Source organism: Pseudomonas sp. PSE14 (genome assembly GCF_029203285.1).
In the GTDB taxonomy this organism is placed as follows: domain Bacteria; phylum Pseudomonadota; class Gammaproteobacteria; order Pseudomonadales; family Pseudomonadaceae; genus Pseudomonas.
Genome location: NZ_CP115669.1, coordinates 1,793,717 through 1,809,683, shown reverse-complemented (window position 1 = coordinate 1,809,683; position 15,967 = coordinate 1,793,717). Strand labels below are relative to the sequence as shown.

At 65.6% G+C, this 15,967-nt stretch carries 13 protein-coding genes and 3 tRNA genes; 2 read left to right on the top strand and 14 right to left on the bottom strand.

Features of this window, described 5'->3' with window-relative positions; genetic code table 11:
* Window positions 1–30: 30 nt before the first annotated feature.
* Complete coding sequence (locus O6P39_RS08555) at window positions 31–1,587, bottom strand: chromosome partitioning protein ParA (RefSeq protein WP_275610926.1); 1,557 nt, start codon at window positions 1,585–1,587, stop codon at window positions 31–33.
* Between the two features lie 261 nt (window positions 1,588–1,848).
* Window positions 1,849–3,882 carry an NADPH-dependent 2,4-dienoyl-CoA reductase gene (locus tag O6P39_RS08550; protein ID WP_275610925.1) on the bottom strand — a complete coding sequence of 678 codons (2,034 nt, stop codon included), beginning with the start codon at window positions 3,880–3,882 and terminating at the stop codon, window positions 1,849–1,851.
* A gap of 213 nt (window positions 3,883–4,095) precedes the next feature.
* On the opposite strand from O6P39_RS08550, the gene O6P39_RS08545 reads away from it, so the two are divergent.
* Window positions 4,096–5,214, top strand: coding sequence for a carbon-nitrogen hydrolase family protein (locus O6P39_RS08545; RefSeq protein ID WP_275610924.1), 1,119 nt, complete (start codon window positions 4,096–4,098; stop codon window positions 5,212–5,214).
* Window positions 5,211–6,248 carry an AraC family transcriptional regulator gene (locus O6P39_RS08540; protein ID WP_275610923.1) on the top strand — a complete coding sequence of 346 codons (1,038 nt, stop codon included), beginning with the start codon at window positions 5,211–5,213 and terminating at the stop codon, window positions 6,246–6,248. The genes O6P39_RS08545 and O6P39_RS08540 overlap by 4 nt, the downstream gene beginning before the upstream one ends.
* 252 nt (window positions 6,249–6,500) lie before the next feature.
* Here O6P39_RS08540 and O6P39_RS08535 read toward each other — a convergent pair.
* The 12 genes from O6P39_RS08535 to truA all read right to left on the bottom strand — a co-directional run bounded on the left by O6P39_RS08535 (window position 6,501) and on the right by truA (window position 15,958).
* Window positions 6,501–6,577, bottom strand: a tRNA-Asp gene (locus tag O6P39_RS08535).
* A 96-nt stretch (window positions 6,578–6,673) separates the two neighbouring features.
* Window positions 6,674–6,750 (bottom strand) — tRNA-Asp (locus O6P39_RS08530).
* Between the two features lie 16 nt (window positions 6,751–6,766).
* A tRNA-Val gene (locus tag O6P39_RS08525) sits at window positions 6,767–6,842 on the bottom strand.
* A 263-nt stretch (window positions 6,843–7,105) separates the two neighbouring features.
* Window positions 7,106–7,873: an SDR family oxidoreductase gene (locus O6P39_RS08520; RefSeq protein ID WP_275610922.1), complete on the bottom strand. Its 768-nt coding sequence runs from the start codon at window positions 7,871–7,873 to the stop codon at window positions 7,106–7,108.
* Complete coding sequence (locus O6P39_RS08515; protein WP_275610921.1) at window positions 7,870–9,081, bottom strand: O-succinylhomoserine sulfhydrylase; 1,212 nt, start codon at window positions 9,079–9,081, stop codon at window positions 7,870–7,872. The genes O6P39_RS08520 and O6P39_RS08515 overlap by 4 nt, the downstream gene beginning before the upstream one ends.
* Before the next feature lie 12 nt (window positions 9,082–9,093).
* Window positions 9,094–10,599, bottom strand: a complete 1,506-nt coding sequence (purF, locus tag O6P39_RS08510) for an amidophosphoribosyltransferase (protein ID WP_275610920.1) — start codon at window positions 10,597–10,599, stop codon at window positions 9,094–9,096.
* A gap of 105 nt (window positions 10,600–10,704) precedes the next feature.
* Complete coding sequence (locus O6P39_RS08505) at window positions 10,705–11,247, bottom strand: CvpA family protein (RefSeq protein WP_207884323.1); 543 nt, start codon at window positions 11,245–11,247, stop codon at window positions 10,705–10,707.
* A gap of 104 nt (window positions 11,248–11,351) precedes the next feature.
* On the bottom strand, window positions 11,352–12,002 hold the full coding sequence (locus O6P39_RS08500) for an SPOR domain-containing protein (protein ID WP_275610919.1): 651 nt from the start codon (window positions 12,000–12,002) through the stop codon (window positions 11,352–11,354).
* 18 nt (window positions 12,003–12,020) lie between these two features.
* Window positions 12,021–13,301, bottom strand: coding sequence for a bifunctional tetrahydrofolate synthase/dihydrofolate synthase (gene folC / locus O6P39_RS08495; protein WP_275610918.1), 1,281 nt, complete (start codon window positions 13,299–13,301; stop codon window positions 12,021–12,023).
* Window positions 13,298–14,173, bottom strand: a complete 876-nt coding sequence (gene accD / locus O6P39_RS08490; RefSeq protein WP_275610917.1) for an acetyl-CoA carboxylase, carboxyltransferase subunit beta — start codon at window positions 14,171–14,173, stop codon at window positions 13,298–13,300. Before accD ends, folC begins: the two co-directional genes overlap by 4 nt.
* A 246-nt stretch (window positions 14,174–14,419) precedes the next feature.
* Entirely contained in the window at window positions 14,420–15,043 is a 624-nt protein-coding gene (locus O6P39_RS08485; protein ID WP_275610916.1) for a phosphoribosylanthranilate isomerase, read from the bottom strand.
* A gap of 57 nt (window positions 15,044–15,100) precedes the next feature.
* Window positions 15,101–15,958 (bottom strand): tRNA pseudouridine(38-40) synthase TruA, encoded by an 858-nt coding sequence (gene truA / locus O6P39_RS08480; protein WP_275610915.1) that lies wholly within the window; start codon window positions 15,956–15,958, stop codon window positions 15,101–15,103.
* Window positions 15,959–15,967 lie beyond the last annotated feature (9 nt).

Genomic DNA, 15,967 nt, shown 5'->3' with positions numbered 1-15,967 from the left:
GCGCCAGTCAGGGTACTGCAAAGCGTCCGCTTAAGCCGTGGTCACGCTGCGCAGGCGGCCAGCGGTCTTGTGGCGGGCGCAGCAGTTGCTGTCGCCTTCGACGAAACGTCCGGGTGTCTCCACACGGTCGATCGGCAGGGCACAGCGGTCACCGTTGGACAGCCGCCCCTCGCAGGTCGGCTGCTGGTAATGCGCCAGCCACTGGCGGTACTGGTCTTCGGAGACGAAGCACTTGGCGGCGGCGAAGGCCATCGGGTTTTCCTGATAGCGGGTGACATCCCCAAGCGACAGGGTCAGGTGGCCGGCGCCCGGATGATAGACCACGAAAACCACGCCCTGGCCGGCCAGGCGCTCCAGCATCGAGCTGTCCGCCGCCTTGGTAGACTGCAAAGCCAGCTCCTGGCGCAGGTTCTCGACGCTCTGTTGCAGCAGCTCGGCCTGTAGGGCCTGCTCACGCAGTTGCGCGCTCTCCTGCTGTAGCTGCGTGCTTTCCTGGCGTAACTGCTCGATGTCCCGACGCAGTTGATCGAGTTCCCGGCGTTGCTTTTCGGTCTCCTTGCGCAGCTTCTGGTTTTCCTGCTGAAGCTGCTGGCTCTCCTGCTGCAATCGCTGCCCCAGCTCGTTGCGATAGCCCAGTTCCGCGTCGCGGACGGAAACCTGCTGCTGGTATTGAGTCTCCAGTGCGGCGATACGGGCCTTGGCCTCATCTTCGATCTGCTGGCGCAACTGCTCCATCTCGTCGCGGCCGCTCTCCTCGATCTGCCGCAACTGGGCGGTCAGTTCTTCGCGGCCACGCTGGAATCCGCTGACCTGCCCGTCCAGTTCGCGGCGCAGGTCGGCGTTGATGTCTTCTTCGCGCTTGAGCCCTTCTCGCAGCGCCGAAACCTCGGCCTGCAGCACCTTGACCTGCTCCTGCGCACCGAGCTTCAGGCGGTTGAGCTCCTGCTCGTGCTGCTCGCTGATCTGCGACAGGCGGGTCTCGTGCTGGTCGAGCAGTTCGGCGGTCTTCTGCTGGTGCTCCTGGAGCATCTCCCGCGCGAGCTTCTCGGCGGTTTCCCGGGATTCCTCCTCGGAGGGTGCGTACCACTGGTGCTCAGCCGCCATCTGCAGGCGCTGCGGCTCGACGGATGCCGGCTCCTCTTCGACCAGCACCCCCAGGTTGTTGCGCTTCGCCGCAGCGCGGAGCTGCGCCAGGTGATTGCTGTCACCTTCAAGAACGGGGTCCCACAGGTGCATCTGGTGCCAGGACACCGGGCACTGACTGCGGCAGGCCAGACGAATCGGGCCGGCGCCCAAGTCCGGGCCACGGCCAGCGCGCTCGGCCAGGTTGCGCAGGGGCAGGTTCCAACCGCGATCAGCCTCGCCGTTCTCGTCGAAGTCCAGGTAGAAGAAGACTGCCGTCTTGACCAGCAGGCGCGGGTTGATCAGCACATAGGCCAGGCGTACCTGCTGCTCGGCGAGATCCGGCATCTGCACGACGTTGTCGAGCAGCGCCTCGAATTCGGGGTAGAGCATTTCCTTACAAACGCCACGGTCATTGAAGAAGACCACGGCTTCCACCATCTGAGGCTTCTTCTGCATGCTCATCGATTGACCTCTGGGCCTGTGCGGGAGGAAGTCTGGGAAATGATGCCGTAGGAAAGTGGCACCCTGATGGCAGGAATGCCCTGACATCCGGACCAGTCTAGGGGAAATAATGTCGCAGGCAATGTGACTGGGTTGGCACCCGACCTGCCGGTCAGGTTAACCGGGCGAGCGGCGAGATAAATCTGTGATGCAGTTTGTCATTCCGCAAAAAACACAGGCCCCGGAGGAACTTTCCGGGGCCTGTGTTTAGGGACTTACGGCTCAGAGTTCAGCGGCGAGGCGCGAGCCCTGATTGATAGCGCGCTTGGCATCCAGCTCGGCGGCCACGTCGGCGCCACCGATCAGGTGCACGCGCTGCCCAGCGGCCACCAGGCCGTCATGCAGCTCGCGCAGCGGCTCCTGGCCGGCGCAAACGACCACGGTATCCACCGGCAGCACCTGCGGCTCGCCGCCGGCCACGCTGATGTGCAGGCCATCGTCATCGACCTTGAGATATTCGACGCTGTTAAGCATCTGCACCTGCTTGTTCTTCAGTCCGGTACGGTGAATCCAGCCGGTGGTCTTGCCCAGGCCGTCGCCGACCTTGGACTTCTTGCGCTGCAGCAGGAACACCTGGCGCGCCGCCGCATGCGGATGCGGCTTGATGCCGGCGACACCACCACGAGCCTCCAGGCTCTCGTCGATGCCCCACTCCTTCCAGAAGGCGTGGCGATCTAGGCTGGTGGATTCACCGTCGTGAGTGATGTATTCGGAGACGTCGAAGCCGATGCCGCCGGCGCCGATCACCGCCACACGCTGACCCACCGGCTTGCGCTCGAGGATGGCGTCCAGGTAGCTGATCACCTTGGCGTTCTCGATGCCCGGAATGGCCGGGGTACGCGGGGTGATGCCAGTGGCGAGGATGATCTCGTCGAAGCCGCCCTTGGCCAGGTCGTCCACGCTGACACGGGTGTTCAGGCGCAGTTGCACGCCGGTGGTCTCCACCTTGCGCTTGAAGTAGCGCAGGGTCTCGTAGAACTCTTCCTTGCCCGGCACGCGCTTGGCGACGTTGAACTGGCCGCCGATCTCACCGGCGGCGTCGAACAGGGTCACCTCGTGGCCGCGCTCGGCGGCGACGGTGGCGGCGGACAGACCGGCCGGGCCGGCGCCGACCACGGCGATCTTCTTCACGTGTGTAGTCGGGATGTAGTTCAGCTCAGTCTCGTGGCAGGCACGCGGGTTCACCAGACAGCTGGTCAACTTGCCGCCGAAGGTGTGGTCCAGGCACGCCTGGTTGCAGCCGATGCAGGTGTTGATCTCGTCCGCGCGGCCTTCGGCGGCCTTGTTGACGAAGTCCGGGTCGGCGAGGAACGGGCGGGCCATGGACACCATGTCGGCATCCCCTTCGGCCAGCACCTGTTCGGCCACTTCCGGAGTGTTGATGCGGTTGGTGGTGATCAGCGGGATGCCGATCTCGCCGCGCAGTTTGGCGGTGACCTTGGTGAAGGCCGCGCGCGGCACCTTGGTGGCGATGGTCGGGATGCGTGCTTCGTGCCAGCCGATGCCGGTGTTGATGAGGGTGGCGCCGGCCTTCTCGATGGCCTTGGCCAGCAGGACGATCTCGTCCCAGGTGCTGCCGCCTTCCACCAGGTCGAGCATCGACAGGCGATAGATGATGATGAAGTTTGGGCCCACGGCTTCGCGCACGCGGCGGACGATCTCCACCGGCAGGCGCATGCGGTTTTCGTAGCTGCCGCCCCAGCGGTCGGTGCGCTGGTTGGTGTGCGCGACCAGGAACTGGTTGATGAAGTAGCCTTCCGAACCCATGATCTCGACGCCGTCGTAGCCGGCCACCTGGGCTAGGCTGGAGCAATTGACGAAGTCGGCGATCTGCTTCTCGATGCCCTCTTCATCCAGCTCGCGCGGCTTGAACGGGTTGATCGGCGCCTGGATGGCGCTGGGCGCCACGGACTTGGGGCTGTAGGCGTAACGGCCAGCGTGGAGGATCTGCATGCAGATCTTGCCGCCCGCCTCGTGCACCGCCTGGGTGACGACCTTGTGCTTCTCGGCCTCTTCCGGAGTGCTCAGCTTGGCCGCGCCGGAATACACGCCGCCTTCCTCGTTCGGGCCGATGCCGCCGGTGACCATCAGGCCGACGCCACCACGGGCGCGCTCAGCGAAGTAGGCCGCCATGCGTTCGAAGCCCTGAGGCTTCTCTTCCAGACCGGTGTGCATGGAGCCCATCAGGGTGCGGTTGCGCAGCGTGGTGAAGCCGAGGTCCAGGGGGGCGAGCAGGTGCGGATAAGGGGCGGTCATACGTCCTCCAGCAGTCACGGTGGCGCCGCCCCCTCGGCTCGCGCGTGGAACGGGCGGCACGGGGTGCGGTCGGTATGGGGCAGACTCTAAGGAGCCACCCTGGCCCGCTCAATGATCAAAAGTAACAACTTACTGATCGAAGATGACACAGCGACTTGGCAACGGACGGCCCAACCCCTACCCTGTGCTGCACCTATTGAGTACACGCTCCTCATGCGCAAGCTGATCTTCCTTATCCTGGTGATCCTGTTCGCCGGCTATGCCGGTTGGGCAGAGCGTCGCCCGGTGGGCCACTACCTCTCCGACCTGCGCAGCCAGGTCGCGCTCAACCAGGGTGAACCGTCCGAGCGCGGCAACCTGTTGGGCGTGCAGCCGGAACTCTTCACCCAGGACTACCAGAGCGTCGAGCGCCTGCGCCTGAAATTCCACGCCTACCTGGCCAAGGCTCGCGACGAGGGTCTGATCAACCCACGCACCGTGGTGGTCTTCCCCGAGCACATCGGCACCTGGCTGGTGGCAGCCGGCGAGAAGCCCGAGGTCTACCAGACCGAGCACCTGGCCGAAGCCATGGAGTGGATGGTCGCCAGCAACCCGCTGAAAGTGGCGCGTGGCTGGCTCGGCGCCAAGAGCGAGGACCGCATGGCCGACGCCCTGTTCCGCATGAAGGCGGTGGACATGGCCCACGACTACCAGACGCTGTTCGGCGGCCTGGCCCGGGAGTTCGGCGTCACCATCGTCGCCGGCTCCATCGTCCTGCCCAACCCACGGATCGTCGAAGGGCAGATCCGCACCGGCAACGGCCGTCTCTACAACGTCAGCCAGGTCTTTGGCAGCGACGGCCTGCCGCTGGGCAAGCCGCAACGCAAGCTGTTCCCCATCGACGAAGAGAAACGCTTTACCCGCGGCAGCGACGCCGACGACCTGCAAGTCCTGCAGACTCCCGCCGGACGCCTGGGCGTGCTGATCTGCGCCGACAGCTGGTACCCGGCGGGCTACGCCGCGCTGGCGGCGAACAAGCCGGACTTCATCGCGGTGCCGGCCTTCCTCACCGGCAATGGCAACTGGAGCAAGCCCTGGAAGGGCTACAACGGCGCCGCCACGCCGACCGACGTCAAGTTCAAGCCCGGCGAGCTGACCGAGGGCGAAGCCTGGGAGCGCCTGGCCCTGGCCGGCCGCATCGGCGCAAGCGGCGCCCGTGCCGGCATCACGGTGTTCCTGCGTGGTCACCTCTGGGACCTGGGCAGCGACGGCCGCAGCCTGGTGGTCAGCGGCGACAGCCACACCCTGGCGCCGGACGGTCCGGGCGCCCGCCTGATCAACCTCTGGCTATGAGCCGTCCGACCATGCGTCTTGGCGATTTGTCCGTGGGCTTCGTCCACAGCCTCGCCGACGCACTGGCGGAAAGCGGCGTCGCGCCGCAACCGCTGCTGGAACAATATGGACTGGACGCTGCACGCCTTGGCGAGCCGGGCGCGCGCCTGTCGATCCCCCGCTACATGCGCCTGGGGCATGCCGCCATCCAGCAGAGCGGCGACCCCGCCCTGGGCCTGCGCATGGGCCAGTTGAGCCGCCCGAGCCAGAGCGGCCTGGCCGGCGTCACCGCGGCGCAGGCGCCCAACGTTCGCGCCGCCGCTCGCGCGCTGATCCGCTTCGAGACGTTGTACGCGCACAACTATCGCGGTCACAGCAATTTCATCGAGGACGCCAGCGGCGCCTGGTTGCGCTTCTACTCCATCAGTCCGTACAACGCCTACAATCGCTTCGTGGTGGATTCGGTGCTGGCCGGCTGGGTAAGCATGCTCGGCAGCATCGGCGTGCAGCCGCTGCGCCCGGAGAAGGTCGAGATCGAGTATCCGGCGCCCGCCTGGGCGTCGCGCTTCGAAGAGATGTTCGGCTGTCCGGTGGAGTTCGGCGCGGAACACAACCAGCTACGCCTGGATCAGTCAGCCCTGGCGCGCAGCAACCCGGAGCACTGCCCGAGCACCTGGCGGCAATTGCTGGAAATCTGCGAGAAGGAACTGGAGCAGATGACCCGCACACGCAGCCTGCGCGAGCGCGTCGCCCAGCTGTTGGGGCCGATGCTCAACGGCCGCGAGCCGGACCTGGAGGAAGTCGCCGCGCGCCTGAAGCTGCCGACCTGGACCCTGCGGCGCAAGCTGGCCGAGGAAGGCACGCAGTTCCGCAGCATCCTCAACGACACCCGCCGCGACCTGGCGATGATCTACATCCGCGACACCGACCTCGCCTTCGGCGAAATCGCCTACCTGCTCGGCTTCGCCTCGGCCGAGGCCTTCCAGCGCGCCTTCAAGCGCTGGAGCGGGCAGACGCCTGGGGAATTCCGCCGCGCCCAGCGTCACAGCGCCTGATCACATCTCCGTGGCGTCGTCGGCCGGCTCCGGCAGATCCTGTTCCACAGCGCGCAGTTCCAGCAGTTCTTCCTGATAGTCGTCCATTGGCTTTCTCCTGACCGTTCGATCCGGTTTTAGCAAAGACCACGAGGAAAAAGCTAGACGCGTAAGGTGACCAGACCGTGACAGCTTCTTACAGAGAGATAGCGAGGATTTTTCCGTGCGCAACGAAAAAGCCCTCAGGTATTGCTACCTGAGGGCTTTCGAATATGGCGCAGCGGACGGGACTCGAACCCGCGACCCCCGGCGTGACAGGCCGGTATTCTAACCGACTGAACTACCGCTGCGTGTCGGTTGGACTTGCGTCCGGTACAGCAACCTCCTTGCGCCTGGAGCTGTTCGCTCGACAAGCCGGTTCGGGGTAGGAACCAAGGAGGGGGAAATGGCGCAGCGGACGGGACTCGAACCCGCGACCCCCGGCGTGACAGGCCGGTATTCTAACCGACTGAACTACCGCTGCGCGTAACTTGCGAGAGTGGTGGGTGATGACGGGATCGAACCGCCGACCCTCTGCTTGTAAGGCAGATGCTCTCCCAGCTGAGCTAATCACCCTTCGTCTCGAAGTGGGGCGCATTCTACAGCCGACGAATCCTAAGTCAATGCCCTGATTGAACTTTTTTTCATTTTCCGCGAAAAAAGTTCGGCGTGCGGTTACCAGCCTCGGTGCGGACCCAGGTTCGCGAGCAAGCGCGCTCCTACAGGGCCAAGGACCGCGTGTGCTCTTGTAGGAGCGAGCTAGCTCGCAAACAGCCCACGCTCGGAGCCACAAAAGAAAAGGGCGGCCTCAGGCCGCCCTCCTCTTCCACGCTCGACACTCAGTCGAGGTAGATCATCTTGCACGTCATGCCGCCATCGATCACCAGTTCCTGCCCGGTGACGAATCCGGCCCCCTCGCCGACCAGCCAGGAAACCGCCGCCGCAACGTCTTCCACCGTCCCGACCCGGCCGACCAGGTGCTGGTCATGGTCCAGCTCGGTCAACGGCTCGGCCTCCCGCACGCGCAGGTCGCGGGCATCGATCCAGCCCGGGGAAATCGCGTTGACGCGAATCTCCGGCCCCAGGCTGCTGGCCAGGGCGTGGGTCAGCGACAGCAGACCGCCCTTGCTCGCCGCATAGGCTTCGGAATTCGGCTCGGACTGGTGTGCCCGGGTCGAGGCGATGTTGACGATGCTGCCGTTGTGCGCGCGCAGGTATGGCGCACAGTGCTTGGCGAGCAGCATCGGGCCGGTGAGATTCACCGCCAGGGCGCGGTTCCACTCGTTCAGGCCCAGGCCTTCAAGGGGGGTGTTGTGCGGCCGGGCGATGGCGGCGTTGCTCACCAGCGCATCGAGACGGCCGTACTGGCCGATCACCTCAGCGACCGCTGCCGCCACCTGCACCTCGTTGGCCACGTCCAGCGCCACGAAACCGGCCCGCTCACCCAGTGCCTGGGCCACTTTCGGCCCGCGCTCGCGGTCGATGTCCGCCAGCACCACTTGCCAGCCTTCGGCGATCAGCCAGGCGCTAACGCCCAGGCCGATGCCACGCGCCGCACCCGTTACCAGGGCGACGCGGCCATTGCCGAAGAGTTCCGTCGCGCTCACAGGGCAGCCAGGCCCCGCGCCAGGTCGGCCGTGATGTCAGCGACATCTTCCAGGCCCACGGCAACGCGGATCAGGTTGTCACGGATACCGGCGTTCTCGCGCTCCTGCGGCGACAGGCGACCATGGGAGGTGGTGGCCGGGTGGGCGATGGTGGTCTTGGTGTCACCCAGGTTGGTGGTGATGGAGATCATCCGGGTGGCATCGATGCAGCGCCAGGCCGCAGCCTTGTCGCCCTTCACCTCGAAGCTCACCACCGCACCGAAGCCCTTCTGCTGACGCTTGGCCAGTTCGTGCTGCGGATGGCTGGGCAGACCCGCGTAGTACACGCGCTCCACGCCCGGCTGCTGCTCCAGCCACTCGGCGACCTGCTGGGCCGAAGCGCTGTGGGCCTGCATGCGCACGCGCAGGGTTTCCAGACCCTTGATGAAGATCCAGGCGTTGAATGGGCTCAGGGTCGGGCCGGCGGTACGCAGGAAGCCGACGACGGGCTCCATCTGCGCGCGGCGACCGGCGACCACGCCGCCCATGGTGCGGCCCTGGCCGTCGATGTACTTGGTTGCGGAGTGGATCACCACATCCGCACCCAACTTCAGCGGCTGCTGCAGCGCCGGGGTACAGAAGCAGTTGTCCACCGCCAGCAGCGCGCCCTTGGCGTGGGCGATATCGGCCAGGGCGGCGATGTCCACCAGTTCGGCCAGCGGGTTGGACGGCGATTCGACGAAGAACAGCTTGGTGTTCGGCTTGCAGGCCGCTTCCCAGGCCGCAAGATCGCTCAGCGGCGGGTAGTCCACTTCGATGCCGAAGCGCTTGAAGTACTTCTCGAACAGGCTGATGGTCGAACCGAATACGCTGCGCGAGACCAGCACATGGTCACCGGCGCTGCACAGGCTCATCACCAGGGAAAGAATCGCCGACATGCCGGTGGAGGTGGCCACCGCCTGCTCGGCGCCTTCCAGCGCGGCGATGCGCTCCTCGAAAGTGCGCACCGTGGGATTGGTGTAGCGCGAATAGACGTTGCCCGGCACTTCACCGGCAAAACGCGCGGCCGCATCGGCGGCGCTGCGGAACACGTAGCTGGAAGTAGTGAACAGGCCTTCGCCGTGTTCCGCCTCCGGGGTGCGACGCTGGCCGGCGCGCACCGCGAGGGTGTCGAAGCCGACACCCTCCAGGTCGCTGTCCAGCCGGCCGGCTTCCCATTCCTGAGCCATGCCCTGCTCTCCTTAGTCGTTATAGAGATCGATGATGGCGCTGACGGCGCTGGCCTTGGTCTTGGTCGCGTCGTTGCGCGCCTGCTCGATCTTGTCCAGATAGGCTTCGTCGACGTCACCGGTGACGTATTCACCGTTGAACACGGCGCAGTCGAAGTGTTCGATCTTGATCTTGCCGCCCTCGGTGGATTCGATCAGGTCCTGCAGGTCCTGATAGACCAGCCAGTCGGCGCCGATCAGCTCGCAGACCTCTTCGGTACTGCGGTTGTGGGCGATCAGCTCGTGGGCGCTCGGCATGTCGATGCCATAGACGTTGGGATAGCGCACCGCCGGGGCGGCGGAGCAGAAGTAGACGTTCTTCGCGCCGGCCTCGCGGGCCATCTGGATGATCTGCTTGCAGGTGGTGCCACGGACGATGGAGTCGTCCACCAGCATCACGTTCTTGCCGCGGAATTCCAGCTCGATGGCGTTGAGCTTCTGGCGTACCGACTTCTTGCGCGCGGCCTGGCCGGGCATGATGAAGGTACGGCCGATGTAGCGGTTCTTCACGAAGCCTTCGCGGAACTTCACGCCCAGGCGGTTGGCCAGTTCCAGCGCAGCGGTGCGGCTGGTGTCCGGGATCGGGATGACCACGTCGATGTCGTGGTCCGGGCGCTCGCGCAGGATCTTGTCGGCCAGCTTCTCGCCCATGCGCAGGCGCGCCTTGTAGACCGAGATGCCGTCCATGATGGAGTCCGGACGCGCCAGGTACACGTGCTCGAAGATGCACGGCGCGTACTGCGGGTTGGCCGCGCACTGGCGGGTGAACAGCTTGCCGTCTTCGGTGATGTATACCGCTTCGCCCGGCGCCAGGTCGCGGATCAGGGTGAAGCCGAGGACGTCCAGGGCCACGCTTTCCGAGGCGATCATGTATTCCACGCCGTTCTCGGTGTGGCGCTGGCCGAAGACGATCGGGCGGATCGCATGCGGGTCGCGGAAGCCGACGATGCCGTAGCCGGTGATCATCGCCACCACGGCATAACCGCCGACGCAGCGGGCGTGCACGCCGGCCACGGCGGCGAAGACGTCTTCCTCGGTGGGCTGCAGCTTGTTGCGCACCGCCAGCTCATGGGCGAACACGTTGAGCAGCACTTCCGAGTCGGAGTTGGTGTTCACGTGGCGCAGGTCGGATTCGTAGATTTCCTTGGCCAACTGCTCGACGTTGGTCAGGTTGCCGTTGTGCGCCAGGGTGATGCCGTAGGGCGAATTCACGTAGAACGGCTGCGCCTCGGCGGAGCTGGAGCTGCCCGCGGTGGGGTAGCGCACGTGGCCGATACCGATCTTGCCGACCAGGCGCTGCATATGGCGCTGCTGGAAGACGTCGCGGACCAGGCCGTTGTCCTTGCGCAGGTACAGGCGGTCATCCTGACAGGTGACGATCCCCGCAGCGTCCTGGCCACGATGCTGGAGAACGGTGAGCGCGTCATAGAGCGCCTGATTGACGTTCGACTTGCCCACGATACCGACGATGCCACACATGCGACGCAACCCCTAGTTGGTTTCAGGCTAAAACAATCCGTTACTCGGCAGTATCCACCGGACCTGCCGTTACGGCGACGGCTTCCCGTCGCCTCCACCTGCCCCTCACTGGGCCGGCAGCAAAGTACCCGCTCCGGACGGCGGAGCGATGGTAACGCCGGACATCCAATGCCCGGCAAAAGTCAGAATGGTGTTCTTCGACCAGTCGGCGACGATCAGGAAATGCGGTAGCAGCACAGATTGCTGCCACCATGGGTCCTGCTGCACCGGCGCCAGGCTCAGCAGCCCGACCAGCAGCACCACCAGCAACACGCCACGGGCGCCACCGAAGACCATGCCGAGCACGCGGTCGGTGCCAGACATGCCGGTCACGCGCACCAGCTCGCTGATGAGGAAATTGACGAGTGCGCCCAGCAGCAGCGTAACGACGAAAAGAATGGCGCAGGCAGCAATGACACGCCCGGAGGGCAGCTGGATGTAGGGTGCGAGATGCTCGGCCAGCGCGCCGCCGAACATCCAGGCGACCGCACCGGCTACGATCCAGGTGACCAGCGACAGGGCTTCCTTGACGAAGCCTCGGCTCAAGCTGATCAGGCTGGAAATGACGATGATGCCGATCATCGTCCAATCGACCCAGGTAAATGCCACGTTGCGGCCCAGAAACGGAAAGGCCCCGCATTTTAGCAGAGGCCTTCGATTTAGCGGAGCCCCAGTTTGACATGGGGCTGATTGAGTAAAGCTAACGAACCGGCTCAGCCACGCTCAGGCTGGAAGCGCACCACGAAGCCATTGAGCTTCTGCTGCTTGCCCAACTGGTCGCGCAAGCGATCCGCCTCGGCGCGCTCGACCACCGGACCGACGAATACCCGGTTCATGCCGTCGAAGCTGCGCACGTAGGCGTTGTAGCCCTGGCTGCGCAGTTGCTTCTGCAGTTCGTCGGCGCGAGCGCGGTTGGACAGGCTGGCCAGCTGCACCGACCAGCTGACCGGCAGATTGCTGGCATCCAGACGCTGGGCAGGAGCGGGAGCCGGGGCCGGAGCTGGCGCCTTGGGCGCGGCGCTGGCCTGGGTCTGCTGCGGCTGCGGTGCGGGAGCGGCAGGCTTGGGCGCCGGCGCAGCGGGTACCGGCTGCGCGGGAAGGCTGGCGATCGGCGCGGACGGCGCGGGGGCGGCCTCCGGCTGCGCAGCGGTGTCAGCCTCTTCCGCCTGCGGCTCCGGCACCTCGGTGGGCTGCACCTCGACGCTCGGCATGGCCGGCGGCTTGGGCATTACCGGCGCCTCGACCACGACCTGACGCATCTCGTCCTCGCGGGTAAACAGCATCGGCAGGAAGATGATGGCCAGCGCCAACAACACCAGCGCGCCGACAACCCTCTGCTTGAGCCCCTTATCGAGCAAGGCCATGGATCACTCCCCTTTTCCTTATCGAGCAGCCCTGACGAGCCACTCCAGGGCATCCGCCACGCTGTAGAACGAACCGAACACCAGAATCTCGTCGTCCGCCGAAGCCGCATTGCACTGCGCTTCAAGCGCCGCGGCGATATCCGCGTGACGACTGACGCTCGCGCCACGGGCGCGCAACGCAGTTTCCAGCTCTTCCGCCGGCCGACTGCGACCGGTGGGCAGCGGCGCGACGGCCCAATCCTGCACCAAGCCGAGCACGGGTTCCAGTACGCCGTCCAGATCCTTGTCCGCCAGCAGGCCGAAAACGGCACGGCGCACACCCTTGGGCGGCGCAGAGCGCAGGCGGCCGGCCAGGTACTGCGCGGCATGCGGATTGTGCCCCACATCCAGCAGCAGATGGCGCTCTTCACCGCGCCATTGCACGCTGCGACGATCCAGGCGCCCGATGACCCGGGTGCGCTGCAGGGCGGCAGCCAGTTGCTCGGGCTGCCACGGCAGGTCCAGCAGGGCGTAGACCTGCAAGGCCAGTGCCGCGTTCTCCGTCGGCAGATCGAGTGGCGGCAGGTTATGCAGGGTCAGGACTTCCCCGGCGGCATCGCGACCGCGCCAGTGCCAGTCGCCCTCGCCCAGCGCCAGGTCGAAATCACGACCACGCAGCAGCAACGGCGAACCCAGGTTACGCGCTTGTTCCAGCAACGGCGCTGGCGGCTCCAGGTCGCCGCACACGGCGGGATTGCCGGCGCGGAAGATACCGGCCTTCTCGAAGGCCACGCTTTCGCGGGTATCGCCCAGCCAGTCGGCGTGATCGATACCGATGCTGGTAACCACGGCGACGTCGGAATCGATCAGGTTTACCGCATCCAGGCGGCCACCCAGGCCGACTTCCAGCACCACGGCGTCAAGGCCTGCGCGCTCGAACAGCCAGAAGGCCGCGAGGGTGCCCATTTCGAAGTAGGTCAGGGAGATTTCGCCACGGGCCGCCTCGACGGCGGCGAAGGCTTCGCAGAGCGCTTCATCGCGGGCTTCGACGCCCTCGATGAGCACGCGCTCGTTGTAGCGCAGCAGGTGCGGCGAGCTGTATACGCCGACGCGCAGACCCTGCTCGCCAAGCATGGCGGCAAGGAAGGCGCAGGTGGAACCCTTGCCGTTGGTACCGGTGACGGTCACCACGCGGGGCGCGGGGCGCCCCAGGCCCAGCCGGCCGGCTACCTCACGGGAGCGGTCCAGCCCCATGTCGATCGCGGTGGAGTGGAGTTGTTCGAGGTAGCTGAGCCAGTCGGCAAGGGTACGTTGGGTCATCCTGCGAGCGCGGTACTTGGAGTGTGGGTGAACTTGGCCAGCAGCTTGGCGAGCCGCTCGCGCATTTCGGAACGGTGAACAATCATGTCGATGGCGCCGTGCTCCAGCAGGAACTCGCTGCGCTGGAAGCCTTCGGGCAGCTTCTCGCGCACGGTCTGCTCGATCACACGCGGGCCGGCGAAGCCGATCAGGGCGCGCGGCTCACCGACGATCACGTCGCCGAGCATCGCCAGACTGGCGGAAACGCCGCCGTAAACCGGGTCGGTCAGCACGGAGATGAACGGGATGCCTTCTTCGCGCAGGCGGGCCAGCGCGGCGGAGGTCTTGGCCATCTGCATCAGGGAGATCAGCGCTTCCTGCATGCGCGCACCGCCCGAGGCGGAGAAGCAGATCATCGGGCAACGATGCTCCAGCGCATAGTTGGCGGCACGCACGAAGCGCTCGCCGACGATGGAGCCCATCGAACCGCCCATGAAGGAGAACTCGAAGGCACTGGCCACTACCGGCATGCCCATCAGCTTGCCGCTCATGGAGATCAGCGCGTCCTTCTCGCCGGTGTCTTTCTGCGCGGCGGTCAGGCGGTCCTTGTACTTCTTGCTGTCGCGGAACTTCAGGCGGTCCACCGGTTCCAGCTCGGCACCGAGCTCTTCGCGGCCCTCTTCATCGAGGAAGATGTCCAGGCGGGCACGGGCACCGATGCGCATGTGGTGATCGCACTTCGGGCAGACGTCCAGGGTCTTTTCCAGCTCGGGACGGTACAGCACCGCTTCGCAGGAAGGGCACTTGTGCCACAGGCCTTCCGGAACCGAGCTCTTCTTCGCCTCGGAACGCATGATGGAAGGGATCAGCTTGTCTACCAGCCAGTTGCTCATGCTCTCGTCTCCAGTGCAGGGGCACGGCCTGAAACCATGCGCGTGTCCCTGAGCAAATTCATCGTCGCGGTTCCGGCCTCAAGGCCCCGAACCCCTCGCAAACACAGGCGCCGCCAGAGGCGTCGCCACGAATACACCACTCGATGCGGGTCGCCGGCGATGAACACCAACGATTCCCAGCGCTGCCAGGCAGCGATTGGGTAGTGGACGGCGGCAGTCCGCTCGTCGTCACATGAAGATTCCGCGTCACGCCACCGACCGGCACTGGGCGATGAAGTCGCGGATCTTCTGCGCGTCCTTGATGCCCTTGCTGGCCTCGACGCCGCCACTGACGTCCACCGCATAGGGACGCACCTGGGCGATGGCGTCCGCCACGTTCTCCGGCGTCAGGCCGCCGGCCAGGATCAGGGGGCGCTTCACATCCCTGGGCACCAGCGACCAGTCGAACGCCTGGCCGGTCCCGCCGGGCACGCCTTCCACATAGGTATCGAGGAGGAAACCACTGGCCTGTGGATATTTCGCGATCTGCGCCGTCACGTCGTCGCCCGGCTTGACCCGCAGCGCCTTGAGATAGCGCTTGCGCCAGCCCGAGCAGGCTTCGGGCGTCTCGTCGCCATGGAATTGCAGGATGTCCAGCGGCACTGCATCGAGGATCTCCCCCAACTCGCAACGACTGGCATCGACGAACAGGCCGACCGTGCTGACGAAGGGTGGCAGCGCGGCGACGATCGCCCTCGCCTGCTGGATGCTCACCGCGCGCGGGCTCTTGGCGTAGAACACCAGCCCGATCGCGTCGGCACCCGCCTCGGCGGCGGCCAGGGCATCTTCGACTCGGGTAATACCGCAGATTTTGATGCGAACGGCGGACAAGATGCAGCAACCTTCAGGCAAGTGATCGATCGATGTTAGCAAATGCCCCTGGCATCGTCAGCCAAGGATATCGGGCAAACTTGAAAGGAAATGTGGCCCCAGATAACGCTCGGGCAGTTCGAACTCTTCCGGGTACTCCACGCGCACCAGGTACAGCCCGTACGGGTGCGCAGTGACGCCACCGGCGCGACGGTCGCGCGCCGCCAGCACCTCTCCCGCCCACTCCACCGGGCGTTCGCCGGCACCGATGGTCATCAGCACTCCGGCGAAGTTGCGCACCATGTGGTGCAGGAAGGCGTTGGCGCGGATATCCAGCACGATGAAGCGGCCATGCTCGATCACCTCCAGGTGATGCACGGTCTTCACCGGCGACTTGGCCTGGCACTGCACGGCGCGGAACGAAGTGAAGTCGTGGGTGCCAACCAGCGCCCTGGCCGCTTCGCGCATGCGCGAAACGTCCAGCGGGCGATGGTTCCAGGTGACTTCCTCGGACTGGTGCGCCGGGCGAATCGGGTCGTTGTAGATCACATAGCGGTAGCGCCGCGCCATGGCGGTGAAGCGCGCATGGAAATGCGCCGGCATCACTTTCGCCCAAGTCACGCTGATGTCGGCCGGCAGGTTGGCATTGCTGCCCATGATCCAGGCCTTCAGCGGGCGATCGACAGCCGTATCGAAATGCACGACCTGTCCGCTGGCATGCACGGCGGCATCGGTGCGCCCGGCGCAGATCACCGAGACCGGCCCGTCGGCCACTTTCGACAGGGCTTTTTCCAGCGCCGCCTGCACGGAGGGCACGCCGTCTTCCTGGCGTTGCCAGCCACGATAACGGGCACCTTTGTATTCGACGCCCAGGGCAATCCTGGAAACGCCAGCGGCAGCCACTTCGGCTGCCGCTTGGGGTATTGCTTCACTCATCTATCTGGA